Annotated in this window: 7 protein-coding genes; 1 reads left to right on the top strand and 6 read right to left on the bottom strand. The window is 61.2% G+C overall.

Features of this window, described 5'->3' with window-relative positions:
* Positions 1-5: 5 nt before the first annotated feature.
* The 6 genes from KSS97_RS02005 to KSS97_RS01980 all read right to left on the bottom strand — a co-directional run bounded on the left by KSS97_RS02005 (position 6) and on the right by KSS97_RS01980 (position 8,095).
* Entirely contained in the window at positions 6-866 is an 861-nt protein-coding gene (locus KSS97_RS02005; RefSeq protein ID WP_030138001.1) for an ABC transporter ATP-binding protein, read from the bottom strand.
* 5 nt (positions 867-871) lie between these two features.
* Positions 872-1,897 (bottom strand): ABC transporter substrate-binding protein, encoded by a 1,026-nt coding sequence (locus KSS97_RS02000; protein ID WP_217860919.1) that lies wholly within the window; start codon positions 1,895-1,897, stop codon positions 872-874.
* A 37-nt stretch (positions 1,898-1,934) separates the two neighbouring features.
* Positions 1,935-2,837 (bottom strand): TauD/TfdA dioxygenase family protein, encoded by a 903-nt coding sequence (locus KSS97_RS01995; RefSeq protein ID WP_217860917.1) that lies wholly within the window; start codon positions 2,835-2,837, stop codon positions 1,935-1,937.
* A 357-nt stretch (positions 2,838-3,194) separates the two neighbouring features.
* Positions 3,195-4,562, bottom strand: a complete 1,368-nt coding sequence (locus KSS97_RS01990) for an HlyD family type I secretion periplasmic adaptor subunit (protein ID WP_198797002.1) — start codon at positions 4,560-4,562, stop codon at positions 3,195-3,197.
* Positions 4,552-6,708 carry a type I secretion system permease/ATPase gene (locus KSS97_RS01985; RefSeq protein ID WP_217860915.1) on the bottom strand — a complete coding sequence of 719 codons (2,157 nt, stop codon included), beginning with the start codon at positions 6,706-6,708 and terminating at the stop codon, positions 4,552-4,554. Before KSS97_RS01985 ends, KSS97_RS01990 begins: the two co-directional genes overlap by 11 nt.
* A 37-nt stretch (positions 6,709-6,745) precedes the next feature.
* Positions 6,746-8,095, bottom strand: coding sequence for a TolC family outer membrane protein (locus tag KSS97_RS01980; RefSeq protein ID WP_030138006.1), 1,350 nt, complete (start codon positions 8,093-8,095; stop codon positions 6,746-6,748).
* A 360-nt stretch (positions 8,096-8,455) separates the two neighbouring features.
* Between KSS97_RS01980 and KSS97_RS01975 the strand changes: the two genes are divergently transcribed.
* The gene (locus KSS97_RS01975; RefSeq protein WP_217860914.1) at positions 8,456-20,593 is read left to right on the top strand and encodes a retention module-containing protein; all 12,138 of its coding nucleotides are present in this window, start codon (positions 8,456-8,458) and stop codon (positions 20,591-20,593) included.
* Positions 20,594-20,663 lie beyond the last annotated feature (70 nt).

The following is a 20,663-nucleotide window of genomic DNA, read 5'->3' as shown; positions in this document are numbered from 1 at the left end:
CCCCCTTAATACGCAATACGGATGTCGGTGAAATCCAGCTCACGCTCGGTTTCAGGCGGCTGACCTTCATTGAACAGCAATCCATGAATCCGCCGCGCCGTATGCTGGAACCCCACGCCGCCGAGGCTGTGCAGGTCGTATTGATGGCTGTGGATTTCCGCCCGGACACGCCCCGGATGGGGTGACAACAGCAGGATGCGATTGCCCACCACCAGCGCTTCTTCGATGGAGTGGGTGACGAACAACAGAGTGAAACGCACCTCCTCCCAGAGCAGCAGCAATTCTTCCTGCATCTTGCGTCGGGTCAGCGCATCGAGGGCGGCGAAGGGCTCGTCCATCAACAGGATTTTCGGCTGCATCGCCAGCGCCCGGGCGATTGCGACGCGGGCCTTCATGCCACCGGACAAGGTGTGGGGATAAGCATCGGCAAACGCCGCCAGCCCGACCTTGTCGAGATAATGCAGCGCCCGCTCCTCGGCCTCGCGACGCTTGAGCGTGCCCGACGCCAGCAGCGCGAACATCACGTTCTGCTTCACGGTTTTCCACGGCGGCAACTGGTCGAATTCCTGAAACACCACGATCCGGTCAGGGCCTGGCGCGTTGACGGTTTGGCCTTGCAAGCGAATCTCGCCTTCGCACGGCGCGATGAAACCGCCGATGGCCTTGAGCAGCGTGGACTTGCCGCAACCCGACGGGCCGAGCAGTACAAAACGGTCCGCCGGGTCGACTTCGAAACTGACTTGATGGGTGGCCCGCACCACACGCTGCGGGGTGCGGTATTCCAGGCTGACGTTATCCACTGACAGCAACGCCGTGCTGGCGGAGGTGGGGTTGCTGGCCGCGTGGCCTTGCAATGGCGCGTTCATGACAATCAGCTCCCCTGCAACGGTTTGGCGTCCTGGAAGAAATAGTCTTCCCACGACGCTGGCTTGTTTTTGATGGCGCCGACGCGGTAGAGGAATTCCGCCAGCGGGTAGGTGTTCTTCGGCGTGACGGTGAATTCGATCTGCGGGTTATCGATGGTCTTCAGCAAGGTTGCTCGGTCAATCTTGGCCTTGGTCACCCGAAGATAGGTGTCCGCCGCCGCACCCTTGTCGTTCTGGGCGAACTCGGCGGCTTCGGTCAGGGCCTCGACAAAGGCCTTGTAGGTCTTCGGGTTTTCATCACGGAATTTCTCGGTGGCGAACAACACCGTGGGCGAGTTCGGCCCGAGCACATCATAGGAATTGAGCACGACGTGGACGTTGGGGTTTTGCAGGGCCTGGTCCTGGAACGGCGGGTTGGAAAAGTGCCCGGTCAACTCGGTGCCCCCGGCGATCAACGCGGCCGTGGCGTCCGGGTGCGGGACGGCCAGGGTGTACTTGTCGAGGCGATTGAAATCCTTGTCGCCCCACTGCTTGGCGGCGGCGTATTGCAGGATCCGTGACTGCACCGAAACACCCACCGCCGGCACCGCGATGCGGTCCTTCTCGGTGAAGTCGGCGATAGTCTTGACGTTCGGGTTGTTGCTCAACAGGTAATAGGGAAAGTTGCCCAGCGACGCCACCGCCTTGACGTTCTGCTTGCCACGGGTGCGATCCCAGACAGTCAACAACGGCCCGACGCCGGCCCCAGCAATGTCGATGGAACCCGACAACAACGCATCGTTGACCGCCGCACCGCCGGACAATTGAGTCCAGTCGACCTTGATGTCGATGCCTTCCTGCTTGCCGTGCTTTTCGATCAGTTGTTGATCGCGCACCACATTGAGCAGCAGGTAAACGATGCCGAACTGCTCGGCGATGCGAATCTCGCCCTCGGCGTGAGCGCTGGCCGGCGCAACCAGGCTGCCGGCGAGCAGGCTGAACCCCAGGCCGATGGCCGCGGCCAACGGTGCAAAAGCAATGCGTTTGGACATGGTGATTCTCCAGGCTCTTTGCGCGCTGCGCAGCCGATCAGAAAGGGGCGTCGCCCTGGATGGTGGTGCGATACAGCTTGCGGCGCAGATGGCTTGGGCAACCGGCGGCCAAGTGAATCAACGAACGGTTGTCCCAGAACACCAGGTCGTGGGGCTGCCATTGATGGCGATAGATGTTCTGCGGCAGCACGCTGTGGGCATACAGCTCCGTCAGGATGGCGGTGCTTTCATCCTCCGGCAGGCCGACGATGCGGGTGGTAAAGCCTTCGCTGACAAACAATGCCTTGCGCCCGGTTTCCGGATGCGTGCGGACGATCGGATGCACGACTTCGGCAACCTGGGCCAATTGCTCCGGTGTCAACGTCGGGCGCCAGTTACCTTCGAATTTGGTCTCGCTGTAGCGCGCCGTGTAGGAGTGCGCCGCCGAACGGCCATCGATCGCCTTACGCAGCGCTTCGGGCAAACCATCCAGCGCCTTGTGCATATCGGCGAACAACGTGTCGCCGCCTTCGCTCGGCAATTCCTGGGCATGAAGCATCGAGCCGAGGCTGGGCAATTCCTTATAGGAAAGGTCCGAATGCCAGAACTTGCCGGCATCGCCCAGGCCGATGGACTGGCCGTTTTCGATGATGTTGGAAACGATGAGGATTTCCGGGTGCCCGGCCAGCAGGAATTGCTTGAGCACATGGATCTGCAGCACGCCAAAACGGCGGCTGAAGGCGATCTGTTGTTCTGGGGTGATGTGTTGGTCGCGGAACACCACCACGTGATAGTCGAGGTGGGCGCGGTGGATGCGGGCGAAATCCTGGTCGTTGATGGGCCGGGACAAGTCCAGGCCAACGATCTCGGCGCCTACTGCATCGGGGAATGGGCGGATGTCGAACGACTGCGGCGCAATGTTCGCGATAGGTGAATCTGAAAAACAAGAGACGGCTGGCATACATCACTCCCACGCACGGCGCGCTTGAACGGGCGCGCACTCGATCAAAACTCACGGGGTCACCGTGTTGGTTTGTGTCGTGCGGCGCGCCGATTGGTCGGCAGGTACGCAGGGGGGTGACTTTAAAGGTATAAGAAACTTAATTTAAATATTAAAAATGCATATGTATATGGCAGAACCTATGGGACCACCATTGATCCTGTGGTGAGGGGATTTATCCCCGCTGGGGTGCGCAGCAGCCCTGAATGGCTGAATGCAAATATGCCTGACACACCGAAGTGGCTGGTTGGGGCTGCTGCGCAGCCCAGCGGGGATAAATCCCCTCGCCACAAAAGCGCGTGCGCCGCAAATATCTATTTACCGCTCGTGCAACGCCTCGGACCGGGCCTTGATGATCGGTTTGAGCAGGTAGCTCAGGATGGTTTTCTTGCCGGTGATAATGTCCACCGACGCTACCATCCCCGGGATGATCAGCAAGGGCTTTTCAGGCGTGCCCAGGTGGCTGCGTTCGGTGCGCAGCTTGATGATGTAGTAGGTGGTCTTCTTGTCTTCATCGGTGATGGTGTCGGCACCAATCTGTTCCAGCTTGGCTTTCATCCCGCCATAGATGGTGTAGTCATACGCCGTGAATTTCACCGTGGCGTCTTGGCCAGGGTGCAGGAAAGCGATGTCCTGGGGACGGATTTTCGCTTCCACCAGGATGGTGTCGTCCAGCGGCACGATTTCTATCAGGTCACTACCCGGCTGGATCACACCGCCAATGGTATTCACCAGCATCTTGTTGACGATGCCGCGCACCGGCGATGTCACCAGGGTACGGCTAACGCGATCTTCCAGGGCCTTGCCGGTGGCCTGGGCCTTGTTCAGGTCGGTGCGCGCTTCGTTGAGTTGGGTCAGCGCTTCACTGCGGAATTTGCCGCGGGTCTCGTCGATCTTGCGCTGCACTTCCTTGATCGCCGATTCGGCACGGGGAATCGCCAGTGTCGTGGCGTCCAGTTGCCCACGGGTCTCGACTTCGGCGCGCTTGAGCCGCAGCACTTCCACCGGCGATACCGCGCCTTGGGCCACCAACGGCTCGGACATGTTGATTTCCTGGCGTTGCAGTGCCAGGCCAGAGCGATATTGCGCCTGCTTGGAAATGAACTCGCGCAGCTCCTGCTGACGCTGGATCAACTGCTCCTGCAAGCCGCCGATCTCATCGTGCAATTGCTGGCGGCGGCTGATGTACAGCGACTCCTCACTGGCAGCCTGGCCCGGTACTGCCTTGAGTACATCGGGCGGAAACTTCAACGGCCGGTCATCGACTTCGGCACTCAGGCGCTCGACCCGCAACAGCATCGACAGGCGATCCGCCTCGGTTTCGCCGACGTTGGAGGCAAACCGGGTGTCGTCCAGGCGAATCAACGGCGCGCCGGCCTCGACGATCTGCCCTTCCTTGACGAACAGCTCAGCGACGATGCCGCCTTCAAGGTTTTGGATTTTCTGGATCTTGGACGATGGGATCGCCTTGCCGTCGCCCTTGGTGACTTCGTCGATCACCGCAAAGTTGGCCCACAACACCAGGAAAACGAAGAAGGCAATGATGCCCCAGATCGTCAGGCGCACCACGCGGGGAGCGTCTTCGATCAGCGCCTTGTTGACCTCGGGCAGCGGCTGGCCGTGCAGCGACTCGGAACCTTTGAAGTAGCGGCCGATAGCGCCTTTTGAATCCGATTTAAGCAACACTGATCTGCCCCTTCTTCAACGCTTCCATGACGGCGGCTTTCGGGCCATCGGCGAGGATCTGCCCCCGATCGATCACGATCAGGCGATCCACCAGCGACAGCAACGATGCCCGGTGCGTCACCAGCAGCACGGTCTTGTTTTCCACCACGGCGGCCAGGCGCTGTTTCAAGCGTTCTTCACCGGTGTTGTCCATGGCACTGGTGGGTTCGTCCAACAGCAGGATGGGCGGGTTGAGGAGCAGCGCGCGGGACAGGGCGACGTTTTGCCGCTGGCCGCCGGACAGGTTCTGCCCGCGCTCGCCGACTTGCAGTTCGTAACCTTGCGGATGCAGGCGGGCAAATTCATGCACGCCCGCGAGTTCTGCAGCCTGGAGCACCAGTTCATCTTCGACGTAGCGGGCGCCGGAGGTCAGGTTGTCGCGCAGGGTGCCGGCCAGCAGCTGGATGTCCTGGGGCACGTAGCCAATGTTGTAGCGCAACTCGCTGACATCGATCTGGCGGATGTCCACGCCGTCCACCAGCAACGCGCCGTCGTCCGGTTGGTAAAGGCCCACCAGCAATTTGGCCAGCGAACTCTTGCCCGAGCCGCTGCGACCGATGATGCCGATCTTCTCGCCAGGCTTGATCACCAGGTTGATGTTTTTCAACGCCGCGTTCTGCTGGTTCGGGTAGGTGAAGTTCAGCTGGCGGCATTCAATCGCCCCCTGCAATACCTTGCGGCTCAGCGGACGCTCTTCGAAATTGCGCTCCTGTGGCAACTCCATCATCTGGTCGACGGAGGTCATCGTCACCCGCGCCTGCTGATAGCGGGTCAGCAAACCCGAGAGCGATGCCAGCGGGCTGAGGGCGCGGCCGCTGAGCATGTAGCAGGCAACCAGCCCGCCCATGCTGAGATTGCCGGCGATGATCTGGTAGACGCCGAAGACAATCATGACCACACCGGCCAGTTGCTGGATCAGCAACGTGATGTTCATCGCCAGGCCGGACAACATCTTCACCCGCAGCTCAAGGCGACTGAGGGTGCCGATGGTCTGTTCCCATTGGTACTGGCGCTCGCTCTCGGCGTTGTTGACCTTCACCGCATCCAGGCCGGCCAGGGTCTCGATCAGGCTGGACTGGCGCTCGGCGCCCAGGGCCATGGTTCGCTCCATGGTCGCTACCAACGGCTTCTGCAGCGCATAACCGATCAACAGCGCAAGCGGAAACGCCACCACCGGAATCCACACCAGATGCCCGCCGAGGATCGCGATGACCATGAAGATCAACAGAGTGAACGGAAGGTCGATCAGGCTGGTGAGCGTCAGCGAGGCCAGGAAGTCCCGCAGGCTTTGAAACTCATGGATGTTCTGGGCGAAGCTGCCCACCCGCGCCGGACGATATTTCATCGCCATGCCGACGATGCGCTCGAACAGCGTCGCCGAGATGATCAGGTCGGTTTTCTTGCCCGCCAGATCCAGGCACAGGCTGCGCAGCATTTTCAGGATGAGGTCGAACACATAGGCGCCGGTGATGCCGACCGCCAATACCCATAGCGTCGATTCGGCCTGGTTCGGCACCACGCGGTCGTAGACGTTCATCACGAACAGCGGCGCGGCCATGGCGATGATATTGATCAGCAGGCTGGCGGCGATGGCGTCGGCGTACAGCCAGCGGGACCGCTTGAGGGTGTCACGAAACCACGAACGCGCCCGGGGAATGAGCGTGCCGTGAATAACGTCAAATTTATGCTGCGGCTGGGCGAAGAACACCTTGCCGCTGTAGTCATCGGCGAGCAGGTCACGGCTGACGGTGACCTCACCGCCGTCGCTTTCGCTGAGCAGCAAACGCGCCTGGCCGTCCTCGGCCCAGCCCAGCAGGACGGCGCTGCGGCCTTCTTTCAGCAGCAGTAGCGCCGGCATGGCGATGGCGGGGATTTGCTCGAGCTTGCGTTGCAGCACCCGGCCTTGCAGACCGGCACGGGCCGCCGCACGCGACAATAATTCGACGCTCAGCCGTTGCTTGGGCAACGGCAGGCCGGTGGTGAGCATCGCCGCGCTGGCAGGCTTCTGATGCAGCATGCAGAGCGCCAGCAAACCATCCAACAGCGGGTCGTCGTGCAGCGTGCGCGGGTCATGGACTAGTTCGACTGGACTGACTTCTGATTCCACGCTCGGCACTCTGACTGATTGAAACGGGTTGGAGGACTCAATTCATCCCAGGCAACTGGACCTTGGGTTTCACGTCGTTCTGCACAACCGATGCCAACGGCGCGACCACACCCTGGCTTTTCAGCAACTGGCCCATGGTCGCCTTGATGCGGTACTGGGTGAACAGCTGCACATTCTTGATCTCCGCCAGGCGGCGGGAGGCGCTGAACAGCTCGTTTTCGCTGTCGAGCAAATCGAGCAGGGTGCGCTCACCCAGGCTGAACTGACGCTGATAGGCGGTGCGCACGCTGTTGCTGCGATCCACATATTGCTGGGCAACCGGCACCTGGGCGTTGGCGTTGTTCAGGGCGTTCCAGGCCAGGCCAAGCTCTTCGTTCAACTGGCGCAGCGCGTTGTTGCGAATATCCAACGCCTGGTTCGACAGGTAGGACTTGGACTCCAGGTCGGCCTTGTTACTGCCACCGGCATACAGGTTGAAGCGCATGCGCAACATGGCTTGCCACTCGTTGTTGTGGCCGTTCTGGCCGTCCAGGTCGTTGTCGGCGGTGCGGCCCAACTCGGCGTCGAAGCGTGGGTAGAAGCTCGACTTGGCAGCTTCATACTGTTTCTCGGCAGCGGCGATGTCGGCTTCGGCCGAACGCAGCACCGGGCTGTTTTCCAGCATCTGGGCACGGGCTTCGGTCAGGTTGGCCGGCAACAGCGCCATAAAGTCGGCGGGACGATCCAACTGGTCGGGCAGTTGGCCGACGGCGCTGAGGTAATTGGTCTCGGCATCGGCCAGGTTGGTTTGTTCAGTGATCAGGTTGTTGCGGGCCTGGGCCATGCGCGCTTCGGCCTGGTCCAGGTCGGCACCGCTGCCCACGCCACGGGAGGTGCGTAGCTTGATCTGGTCGTAAATGCGCTCGTGGCTCTTGAGGTTTTCCTCGGCCAGGCGCACGAACTCGCGACGGGTCAGCACGTCCAGGTAAACCTGGGCCACGGTCAGCCCGGTGCGCTCGGACGCGTCCAGCAAGGAATAAGCACGGGAATTCACGTTGGCTTGTTGACGCCCTACTTCGCTGGACGTCGCAAAACCGTCAAAAACCATTTGCGACAGACGCAGGCTCGACTCGCTGCGGTTCAAGGTTTCCCAATGATTATTACTGCCCGAACGGGTCGTCACACTGTCGGTGCCTTCACGGCCATAACCGGCTGCAAGGTCCACTCTAGGCAGGTAGCCGCCTTTGGCCGCCTTGAGCTGATAGTCCGCCGCCAGGCGACTGTTCACGCCGGCCTGGATTTCCGGGTGGACGTCCAATGCCTGTTGCATGGCCTGCGGCAAGGTTTGTGCTTGTACGAAACTGGCGGCGAGGGCGAAAGGTAAAGCCTTGAGCAGGTGCGAACGCATGGTTGGTTTATTCCCGAAACTCTTGTCTTGAATCACAGCGAAACGTGGCGCTGCATCGGATGATGGCAACCGGAATGACCGTATGTCGGAAAGTTCAAAACAGGGGCTGGAACACGCACCGAAAGAACAGGTCGCCGCTTAAATATCAATGTGACATTACGGAAGCGATTGTTTAGGATGGCCGGCAGAAGGTCAATAGTTTGGCAGAAACAAAATACGCCGAAAAACACAGTCAAAATATTGTCGTATTAAAGCGTCAAAACATTTCCCCTTAGTGAGCATGAACGTCCAGACCGCTATGGCCATCGAGGCTGTCGGGTCCATGGAAGTCTACTGAACGTGGTACCCGGAGAGTCTTCAATGAGCAGTGTTATTGCCGTTGTCAAAAGCATTGTTGGTCAGGTTTTCGCCGTATCCCCCGAAGGTATTCGGCGCGTACTCATTGAGGGCGATCGCCTGAATGTGGGCGACCAGTTGGACACCGGCCCTGCCGGCGCCGTCACATTGGAGCTGGCCGATGGCCGCACGCTGGACCTGGGCCGCGACACTCAGTGGAGCGCCAGCGCTCCGGACTCCTCCACCGACCTCGAACAGGCCACAGCCCAAGCCGCGCCGTCTGTAGATGAGTTGCAGCAAGCCATCGCCGCCGGCGTCGACCCGACGACCGCCCTGGAAGCCACCGCCGCAGGCCCAACCGCCGCGGGTACAGGTGGCGCCGCCGGTGGCGGCCACAGCTTCGTCGTGCTGGACGCCACGGCCGGCAGCGTCGATCCGACGATCGGCTTCCCGACCGCAGGCCTCGCTGCGGCCGCCGCGACCGACAACAACACCTTGGGTGGCGACACCACCGATACGACAGCCAACGCCGTGCTCAATGCGACCATGAGCCTGAGCGCCACGCCGACCATCACCGAAGCCGGCGGCGTGCTGGTCTACACCGCAACCGTTACCCAGGCGCCACTGACCAACCTGACCGTGACCTTGTCCAACGGTGCGGTCATCGTGATCCAGGCCGGACAACTGACCGGTAGCGTCAACGTACCGCTCGCGCCGAACGACACCGTCTACAACGACCCAAGCCAGATCAGCGTGACCGTTACGGGCACCACCGGCGGCAGCGGCATCGCCGTGACCGTGCCGACCACGCCGGCAGTGACCCAGATCACCGACACCATCGACACCACCACCGTCACCCTGAGCGCGAACAACACGATTACCGAAGGCGGCCAGATCACTTACACCGCGACGCTGACCAATCCGGCTCAGACCCCGGTGACTGTGACCTTGAGCAACGGCGCGGTGATCAACATTGCTGCGGGCGCCACGACTGGTACCGTGGCGGTCGATACCCCGGCCAATGACGTTTACAACAACGGCAGCACCGTCAGCACCACGATCACTGGCGCAACCGGCGGTAACTTTGAGAATCTGGTGCCGAGCACGGCGCCTGCGGTGACTACGATTACCGACTCGGTAGATGCCACTACCCTGACGCTGACCGCTACGCCGACCGTGAATGAAAACGGCACGATCACCTACACCGCGACCCTGACCGGTGCTGACGGTAAACCTGTCACCGCTCAGAACGGTCCAGTGACTGTGACTTTGGAAAGCGGCAAGACCATCACCATCGCTGCGGGCGCAAGCTCGGGTGAGCTCAATGTGCCTGTCGGCAACGACGTGTACCAAGGCCCAACCACCGTCACCGAATCGATTGCTTCGGCATCGGGCGGTAACTTGGAAGCCATTGCTCCTAACACCGCTCCGGTCAGCACCATCGTTAGCGATGTCGATGACACCACCACGGTGACATTGACCGCCACACCGACCGTGAACGAAAACGGCACCATCACCTACACCGCCACCCTGACCGGTGCCGACGGCAAACCGGTCACCGCGCAGAACGGTCCAGTGACCGTGACTTTGGACAGCGGTAAGACCATCACCATCGCTGCGGGTGCAAGCTCGGGCGCGCTCGATGTGCCGGTCGGTAATGACGTCTACCAAGGCCCGACCACCGTGACTGAGTCGATTGCTTCGGCATCGGGCGGTAACTTGGAAGCCATTGCTCCTAACACCGCTCCGGTCAGCACCGTGGTCAGCGATGTCAACGACACCACCACGGTGACATTGACCGCCACGCCAACCGTGAATGAAAACGGCACGATCACTTACACAGCAACTCTGACCGGTGCTGACGGAAAACCCGTCACCGCGCAGAACGGTCCTGTGACCGTTACGTTGGACAGCGGCAAGACCATCACCATCGCTGCGGGCGCAAGCTCGGGTGCGCTCGATGTGCCTGTCGGCAACGACGTGTATCAAGGCCCAACGACCGTCACCGAGTCGATTGCTTCGGCATCGGGCGGCAACCTCGAAGCCATTGCGCCAAACACCGCGCCGGTCAGCACCATCGTTAGCGATGTCGATGACACCACCACGGTGACATTGACCGCCACGCCGACCGTGAATGAAAACGGCACCATCACTTATACCGCCACGCTGACCGGCGCAGACGGCAAACCTGTCACCGCACAAAACGGTCCGGTGACCGTAACGTTGGAAAGCGGCAAGACCATCACCATCGCCGCCGGCGCAAGTTCAGGCGCGCTCGATGTGCCTGTCGGCAATGACGTGTATCAAGGCCCAACCACCGTCACCGAATCGATTGCTTCGGCATCGGGCGGTAACTTGGAAGCCATTGCTCCTAACACCGCTCCGGTCAGCACCATCGTCAGCGATGTCAACGACACCACCACCGTGACGCTGACCGCTACGCCAACCGTGAACGAAAACGGCACCATCACCTACACCGCCACCCTGACCGGTGCCGACGGTAAACCGGTCACCGCGCAAAACGGTCCTGTGACCGTGACCCTGGAAAGCGGCAAAACCATCACCATCGCTGCCGGTGCAAGTTCAGGTGCGCTCGATGTGCCTGTCGGTAATGACGTCTACCAAGGTCCGACCACTGTCACGGAAAGCATCAGTACCGCGACGGGCGGCAACCTGGAAGCCATCGCACCGAACACCGCGCCTGCGAGCACCGTGGTTAGCGACGTCAATGACACCACCACGGTGACATTGACCGCCACACCGACCGTGAACGAAAACGGCACCATCACCTACACCGCCACGCTGACCGGCGCAGACGGCAAACCTGTCACCGCACAAAACGGTCCGGTGACCGTAACGTTGGAAAGCGGCAAGACCATCACCATCGCCGCCGGCGCAAGTTCAGGCGCGCTCGATGTGCCTGTCGGCAACGACGTGTACCAAGGCCCAACCACCGTCACCGAATCGATTGCTTCGGCATCGGGCGGTAACTTGGAAGCCATTGCTCCTAACACCGCTCCGGTCAGCACCGTGGTCAGCGATGTCAATGACACCACCACGGTGACATTGACCGCCACGCCAACCGTGAATGAAAACGGCACGATTACTTACACCGCCACTCTGACCGGTGCCGACGGCAAACCTGTCACTGCTCAGAACGGTCCGGTGACCGTCACCCTGGACAGCGGCAAGACCATCACCATCGCTGCCGGTGCAAGCTCAGGTGCGCTCGATGTGCCGGTCGGCAACGACGTGTATCAAGGCCCAACGACCGTCACCGAGTCGATTGCTTCGGCATCGGGCGGCAACCTCGAAGCCATTGCGCCAAACACCGCGCCGGTCAGCACCATCGTTAGCGATGTCGATGACACCACCACGGTGACATTGACCGCTACGCCGACCGTGAACGAGAACGGCACCATCACCTACACCGCCACCCTGACCGGGGCCGATGGGAAACCTGTCACCGCTCAGAACGGTCCTGTGACCGTCACGTTGGACAGCGGCAAGACCATCACCATCGCTGCGGGCGCAAGCTCGGGTGAGCTCAATGTGCCTGTCGGCAACGACGTGTACCAAGGTCCAACGACTGTCACCGAATCGATCAAAGATGCATCCGGCGGTAATCTCGAAGCCATTGCTCCAAACACTGCTCCAGTTAGCACCATCGTCAGCGACGTCAACGACACCACCACGGTGACATTGACCGCCACACCGACCGTGAACGAAAACGGCACCATCACCTACACCGCCACCCTGACCGGCACCGACGGCAAACCCGTCACTGCGCAGAACGGTCCAGTGACTGTGACTTTGGAAAGCGGCAAGACCATCACCATCGCTGCCGGTGCAAGTTCGGGTGCGCTCGATGTGCCTGTCGGCAACGACGTGTATCAAGGCCCAACGACCGTCACCGAGTCGATTGCTTCGGCATCGGGCGGCAACCTCGAAGCCATCGCGCCAAACACCGCGCCGGTCAGCACCATCGTTAGCGATGTCGATGACACCACCACGGTGACATTGACCGCCACGCCAACCGTGAATGAAAACGGCACGATCACTTACACCGCAACTCTGACCGGTGCTGACGGAAAACCCGTCACCGCTCAGAACGGTCCGGTTACCGTAACGTTGGAAAGCGGCAAGACCATCACTATTGCAGCCGGCGCAAGTTCGGGTGCGCTCGATGTGCCTGTCGGCAACGACGTGTATCAAGGCCCAACGACCGTCACCGAGTCGATTGCTTCGGCATCGGGCGGCAACCTCGAAGCCATCGCGCCAAACACCGCGCCGGTCAGCACCATCGTTAGCGATGTCGATGACACCACCACGGTGACATTGACCGCCACGCCAACCGTGAATGAAAACGGCACGATCACTTACACCGCAACTCTGACCGGTGCTGACGGAAAACCCGTCACCGCTCAGAACGGTCCGGTGACCGTCACCCTGGAAAGCGGCAAGACCATCACTATTGCAGCCGGCGCAAGTTCGGGTGAGCTCGATGTGCCGGTCGGCAACGACGTGTATCAAGGCCCAACGACCGTCACCGAGTCGATTGCTTCGGCATCGGGCGGCAACCTCGAAGCCATCGCGCCAAACACCGCGCCGGTCAGCACCATCGTTAGCGATGTCGATGACACCACCACGGTGACATTGACCGCCACGCCAACCGTGAATGAAAACGGCACGATCACTTACACCGCAACTCTGACCGGTGCTGACGGAAAACCCGTCACCGCTCAGAACGGTCCGGTGACCGTCACCCTGGAAAGCGGCAAGACCATCACTATTGCAGCCGGCGCAAGTTCGGGTGAGCTCAATGTGCCTGTCGGCAACGACGTGTACCAAGGCCCAACCACCGTCACCGAATCGATTGCTTCGGCATCGGGCGGTAACTTGGAAGCCATTGCTCCTAACACCGCTCCGGTCAGCACCGTGGTCAGCGATGTCAATGACACCACCACGGTGACATTGACCGCCACGCCAACCGTGAATGAAAACGGCACGATCACTTACACCGCCACTCTGACCGGTGCCGACGGCAAACCTGTCACTGCTCAGAACGGTCCGGTGACCGTAACGTTGGAAAGCGGCAAGACCATCACCATCGCCGCCGGCGCAAGTTCAGGCGCGCTCGATGTGCCTGTCGGCAACGACGTGTACCAAGGCCCAACCACTGTGACCGAGTCGATTGCCTCGGCATCGGGCGGCAACCTCGAAGCCATCGCGCCGAACACCGCGCCTGTCAGCACCATCGTTAGCGATGTCGATGACACCACCACCGTGACGCTGACCGCGACGCCAACCGTGAATGAAAACGGCACGATCACCTACACCGCGACCCTGACCGGTGCCGACGGAAAACCGGTCACCGCGCAAAACGGTCCAGTGACCGTAACGTTGGACAGCGGCAAGACCATCACCATCGCTGCGGGCGCAAGCTCGGGTGCGCTCGATGTGCCTGTCGGCAACGACGTGTACCAAGGCCCAACCACTGTGACCGAGTCGATTGCTTCGGCATCGGGCGGTAACTTGGAAGCCATTGCTCCTAACACCGCTCCGGTCAGCACCATCGTTAGCGATGTCAACGACACCACCACGGTGACATTGACCGCCACACCGACCGTGAATGAAAACGGCACGATCACCTACACCGCGACCCTGACCGGTGCCGACGGAAAACCGGTCACCGCGCAAAACGGTCCAGTGACCGTAACGTTGGACAGCGGCAAGACCATCACCATCGCTGCGGGCGCAAGCTCGGGTGCGCTCGATGTGCCTGTCGGCAACGACGTGTACCAAGGCCCAACCACTGTGACCGAGTCGATTGCTTCGGCATCGGGCGGTAACTTGGAAGCCATTGCTCCTAACACCGCTCCGGTCAGCACCATCGTTAGCGATGTCAACGACACCACCACGGTGACATTGACCGCCACACCGACCGTGAATGAAAACGGCACCATTACCTACACCGCCACCCTGACCGGCGCCGACGGCAAACCTGTCACCGCGCAAAACGGTCCTGTGACCGTGACCCTGGAAAGCGGCAAGACCATCACCATCGCTGCGGGCGCAAGCTCGGGCGCGCTCGATGTGCCTGTCGGCAATGACGTCTACCAAGGCCCAACGACCGTCACCGAGTCGATCAAAGATGCATCCGGTGGCAACCTCGAAGCCATCGCACCGAACACCGCTCCAGTCAGCACCGTCGTCAGCGACGTCAACGACACCACCACGGTGACATTGACCGCTACGCCAACCGTGAACGAAAACGGCACCATCACTTATACCGCCACTCTGACCGGTGCCGACGGCAAACCTGTCACTGCTCAGAACGGTCCGGTGACCGTCACCCTGGACAGCGGCAAGACCATCACCATCGCTGCGGGCGCAAGCTCGGGTGCGCTCGATGTGCCTGTCGGCAACGACGTGTACCAAGGTCCAACGACTGTCACCGAGTCGATCAAAGATGCATCCGGCGGTAATCTCGAAGCCATCGCGCCAAACACCGCTCCAGTCAGCACCGTCGTCAGCGATGTCGACGACACCACCACGGTGACATTGACCGCTACGCCGACCGTGAATGAAAACGGCACCATCACCTACACCGCCACGCTGACCGGTGCCGACGGTAAACCGGTCACCGCGCAAAACGGTCCAGTGACCGTAACGTTGGAAAGCGGTAAGACCATCACCATCGCAGCCGGCGCAAGCTCGGGTGCGCTCGATGTGCCTGTCGGCAATGACGTGTACCAAGGCCCAACCACCGTCACCGAATCGATTGCTTCGGCATCGGGCGGTAACTTGGAAGCCATTGCTCCTAACACCGCTCCGGTCAGCACCATCGTTAGCGATGTCAACGACACCACCACGGTGACATTGACCGCCACACCGACCGTGAATGAAAACGGCACCATTACCTACACCGCCACCCTGACCGGCGCCGACGGCAAACCTGTCACCGCGCAAAACGGTCCTGTGACCGTGACCCTGGAAAGCGGCAAGACCATCACCATCGCTGCGGGCGCAAGCTCGGGCGCGCTCGATGTGCCTGTCGGTAATGACGTCTACCAAGGCCCAACGACCGTCACCGAGTCGATCAAAGATGCATCCGGTGGCAACCTCGAAGCCATCGCACCGAACACCGCTCCAGTCAGCACCGTCGTCAGCGACGTCAACGACACCACCACGGTGACGCTGACCGCTACGCCAACCGTGAATGAAAACGGCACGATCACTTACACCGCAACTCTGACCGGTGCTGACGGAAAACCGGTCACCGCGCAGAACGGTCCTGTGACCGTTACGTTGGACAGCGGCAAGACCATCACCATCGCTGCGGGCGCAAGCTCGGGTGCGCTCGATGTGCCTGTCGGCAACGACGTGTACCAAGGCCCAACCACTGTCACCGAGTCGATCAAAGATGCATCCGGCGGTAATCTCGAAGCCATCGCGCCAAACACCGCTCCAGTCAGCACCGTCGTCAGCGATGTCGACGACACCACCACGGTGACATTGACCGCTACGCCGACCGTGAATGAAAACGGCACCATCACCTACACCGCCACGCTGACCGGTGCCGACGGTAAACCGGTCACCGCGCAAAACGGTCCAGTGACCGTAACGTTGGAAAGCGGTAAGACCATCACCATCGCAGCCGGCGCAAGCTCGGGTGCGCTCGATGTGCCTGTCGGCAATGACGTGTACCAAGGCCCAACCACCGTCACCGAATCGATTGCTTCGGCATCGGGCGGTAACTTGGAAGCCATTGCTCCTAACACCGCTCCGGTCAGCACCATCGTTAGCGATGTCAACGACACCACCACGGTGACATTGACCGCCACACCGACCGTGAACGAAAACGGCACCATCACTTATACCGCCACTCTGACCGGTGCCGACGGCAAACCTGTCACTGCTCAGAACGGTCCGGTGACCGTCACCCTGGACAGCGGCAAGACCATCACCATCGCAGCCGGTGCAAGCTCAGGTGCGCTCGATGTGCCTGTCGGCAACGACGTGTACCAGGGCCCAACGACTGTCACCGAGTCGATCAAAGATGCATCCGGCGGTAATCTCGAAGCCATCGCGCCAAACACCGCTCCAGTCAGCACCGTCGTCAGCGATGTCGACGACACCACCACGGTGACATTGACCGCTACGCCGACCGTGAATGAAAACGGCACCATCACCTACACCGCCACGCTGACCGGTGCCGACGGTAAACCGGTCACCGCGCAAAACGGTCCAGTGACCGTAACGTTGGAAAGCGGTAAGACCATCACCATCGCAGCCGGTGCAAGCTCGGGTGCGCTCGATGTGCATGTCGGCAACGATGTCTACACCGGTGCGCCGTCCATCACCGAGTCGATCAAATCGGCCTCCGGAGGCAATCTCGAAGCCATCGGCGTCAATAGCGCCGGCGCGTCGACGGCCGTGGGCGACACTGTCGACAACACCACCGTCAGCATCAGCGGCAGCACCTCCGTCACCGAAGGCCAGGCCGCCACGTACACCGTCAGCCTGACGAACCCGGCGCAAACCGAAGTGACGGTGAAGATCGTCTACAGCGGTACCGCCGCCGACGGCTCGGACTTTACCGGCGTCTACACCGTGAAGATTCCGGCCAACGCCACCAGCGCCAACTTCAACGTGGCCACCCTGGACGACAAGATCACCGAAGGCACTGAAAACTTCGTGGTCAAGATCGACTCGGCCACTGGCGGCAATTTCGAGCACCTGGCGGTCAGTGGGACCAACGGCAGCGTCAGTACGTCGATCATCGACAACGACACGCCGCCTGCGCTTGACCTGGATGCCAACGATTCCAGCGGCAAGACCGGCGCCGACTACCAGGTGACCTTCACCGAAGGCACTTCCGGCCCGGGCGTGTCCATCGCCGACACCGACCTGAAGATCACCGACCCGGACAGCACGATGCTGACCGGCGCCACCATCGTGCTGACCAACCGTCAGCCTGGCGATCATCTGAACCTGGGCAACAGCGTCAACGGCATCAGCATCAACGCCAACAGCACCGACGGCAAAGTCGTCCTGACGCTGACGGGCAATGCGACGCTGGCCGACTACATGCAGCAGATCAAGAACATCAGCTTCATCAACAACAGCGAAGACCCGAGCAGCGTACCGCGCGTGATCACCGTGACGGTGACTGACGGCGCAAGCTACTCCAACACCGCCACCACCACCGTGAACGTGGTCGGCGTCAACGATGCACCGGTCGCCACGGGCGGTTCGGTGACCGGTACCGAAGACACTTCGCTGGTGCTTGGCTGGTCGACCTTCGGCGTCAGCGACGTGGACAGCTCCGCCGCCAGCCAGGGCGTGAAAATCACCGGGCTGCCTGGCGATGGCAAGCTGCAGTACCTGGACGGTGCGACCTGGAAGGACGTGGCCAACAACCAGACCTTCACCAAGGCCGATATCGATGCCGGCAAGCTGCGCTTCACGCCAGATGCCAATGAATCCGGGACCAATGGCTACGGTGGCAGCGGCGTGGGCAACCAACAGGCTGACTACACGCAGATCAAGTTCCAGCCTACCGACGGCCAGGCGCTGGGCAACACCGGCACCGTGAAGATCGACATCACGCCGACTGCCGACGCACCGACCCTCAACGTGGCCGGCAACAACGTGACCTCCACTGGCTTGATCAAGGAAGTCTGGACCGGCCTGTCGGGCCTGGGCACCGATGGCAGCGGCGCGCCGTCCGGCACACTCAAGTCGGTGATCGATGCCGCCGGCACGCCGAACAGCAGCACCAACGTGACCAACGTCCAGAACGACAGCAACGTCAATCCGGGCACCGCGTCGAAGACCTCGGGGCTGATTTTCCTGGAAGCTGGCAAGACCTATACCTTCAGTGGCACGGGCGATGACAGCCTGTTGGTGACTGTCGGCGGCAAGGACGTGGCGGGTATCACCTGGGGCGCGGGTGGCCAGCTCAATGGGTCGTTCACCCCGACCAGCAGCGGCTACTACACCCTGGACATCTACCACCACAACCAGACCGGCCCGGGCAGCTATGACGTGAACCTGTCGATCAACGGCAGCACGCCGGTAGACCTGAGCAGTGCCGGCGTACCGCTCTACACCGGCGTCACCGACCTGACGAACGCCGGGGTCAGCGTTTCCGACCTGCACGGTACCAACGGCGAAGGCTACTACGACGGCTTCAAGCTCAACGAAGGTGGCGAAGGCGGCAGCGTGAACCTGTCGAAGATCACCACCGCCCTGACCGACACCGACGGCTCCGAAAGCCTGAGCGTGAAAATCGGCGGCATGCCGGAAGGCAGCGTGCTGAGCGACGGCGCCGGCCACACCGCGATCGTCGGTGCCAACGGCGAGGCCTCCGTGACTGGCTGGAACCTGGGCAGTCTGAACCTGACGCCACCGACCTACTACAACGGCCAGATCAACCTGACGGTAACGTCGACCTCCACCGAATCCCTCGGCGGATCGGCAGTGACGACCGCGCAGATCCCGGTCACCGTTTACCCGGCGACCTATAACGCCGCCACCGCTACCTCCGGCAGCGACAATGTCACCGGTACCGACGGCAACGACATCGTGGTCGCCGACATCGGCGGACTGACCGTGGTGCCGGGCGTCAACTACAACATCGCCTTCATGGTCGACAGCTCCGGCAGCATGAGCGACTCGTCCGTCACCGCCGCGAAGAACTCGTTGACCCAAGTGTTCAACACCCTCAAGCAGAGCCTGGGCAGCAACTCCGGGACGGTGAACATCTTCCTGGCGGACTTCGATAACCAGGTCAACAAGAACGTTGCGGTCAACCTCAACGATCCGAACGCGCTGACACTGCTCAAGAACGTGCTCGACTCGATGGTGTCCGGCGGCAATACCAACTATGAAGACGTGTTCAAGACCACCGCAAACTTCTTCAACAGCACCCAGGCCCTGAGCAATACCGGTGCGAAGAACCTGACGTACTTCATCACCGACGGTGAGCCAACGCGCTACCAGTCCGGCGAAGAGACGAACCCAGTGTTGTACGGCACCGTCAAGCTCGACGACGTCCTGAGCGCGGCCAACTACACCGTTGGCAAGTACTACACCCAGACGATCGACAGCACACACAAATTCACCATCGAAGAAAATGGGGACATGTTCCTGTCGATCAAGAACGGCAAGAATTGGAATAAAGACTACGTCGGCACGGTGCATGCCGAGGGCAACGGTACGTTCGAGTTCTCCAACGTGGACGGCGGCGGGTGGAGCGACGCCTCGGCAGCAGCCGGCTCAACGGCCAGCTTCACCCTGCTCAAAGGCTTGAGCAACGTTGAAGCCATCGGCCTGAACAACGGCGTGACCCTTGACGACCTCAAGCCGTACGACTCCGATGGCAAGCCGCAAACCAACATCGACCCCAAGGACCTGGCCAACTCGATCATCGGCCACACCGAAGCGACGTTGCCAGGTGCCGACACGGTCAATGGCGGCGACGGCAATGACATCCTCTTCGGCGATCTGGTGAGCTTCAACGGCATCACCGGCGAGGGTTACCAGGCGATCCAGTCGTTCGTGGCCCAGCAAAGCGGCGTCGACGTCAGCAAGATCACCACCAGCAACGTGCACCAGTACATCACCGAGCACTACACCGCGTTCGATGTGTCTGGCGCGCATGATGGCAACGACACCCTGCTGGGCGGCGCCGGTAACGACATCCTGTTCGGCCAGGGCGGCAACGACCTGCTGGACGGTGGCAAGGGCAATGACATCCTGCTCGGTGGCAGCGGTGCCGATACCCTGATCGGCGGCAAGGGCAACGACACCCTGATCGGTGGCCTGGGCGGCGACACCTTCGTCTGGAAATCCGGCGACACCGGTACTGACGTGATCAAGGACTTCAAGGCCGGCGACGGTGATCGGATCGATCTGCGGGACCTGCTGCAGGGCGAAACCGGCAGTACCATCGACCACTTCCTGAAAATCACCACGGTCGATGGCGTTTCCTCCTTGCAAGTCAGCACCACCGGCCAGTTCAACACGGCCAACAGCGCAGCGGCGCCGGACGTGACGATCAAGCTCGAAGGCAACAACTGGTCGAACATCAACCTGAACTCCCTCATCGCCGGCAGTGATCCGACCATCAAGATCGATCACAACAACAGCTGACGCTGACACGGACCCCGTGGCGAGGGAGCTTGCTCCCGCTGGGGCGCGAAGCGGCCCTGTTTTTAGGGCT

Origin of the sequence: Pseudomonas alvandae (assembly GCF_019141525.1) — a bacterium.
Classification (GTDB): Bacteria; Pseudomonadota; Gammaproteobacteria; order Pseudomonadales; family Pseudomonadaceae; genus Aquipseudomonas; species Aquipseudomonas alvandae.
Note: the sequence above shows the minus strand (reverse complement) of the source record. Positions and strands in the feature narration are given on the sequence as shown.

Bases quoted from the DNA above. Each gene is read 5' to 3' on its own strand.
- KSS97_RS01980 (WP_030138006.1), bottom strand. From the start codon at position 8,095: ATGCGTTCGCACCTGCTCAAGGCTTTACCTTTCGCCCTCGCCGCCAGT.
- KSS97_RS02000 (WP_217860919.1), bottom strand. From the start codon at position 1,897: ATGTCCAAACGCATTGCTTTTGCACCGTTGGCCGCGGCCATCGGCCTG.
- KSS97_RS01975 (WP_217860914.1), top strand. From the start codon at position 8,456: ATGAGCAGTGTTATTGCCGTTGTCAAAAGCATTGTTGGTCAGGTTTTC.
- KSS97_RS02005 (WP_030138001.1), bottom strand. From the start codon at position 866: ATGAACGCGCCATTGCAAGGCCACGCGGCCAGCAACCCCACCTCCGCC.
- KSS97_RS01995 (WP_217860917.1), bottom strand. From the start codon at position 2,837: ATGCCAGCCGTCTCTTGTTTTTCAGATTCACCTATCGCGAACATTGCG.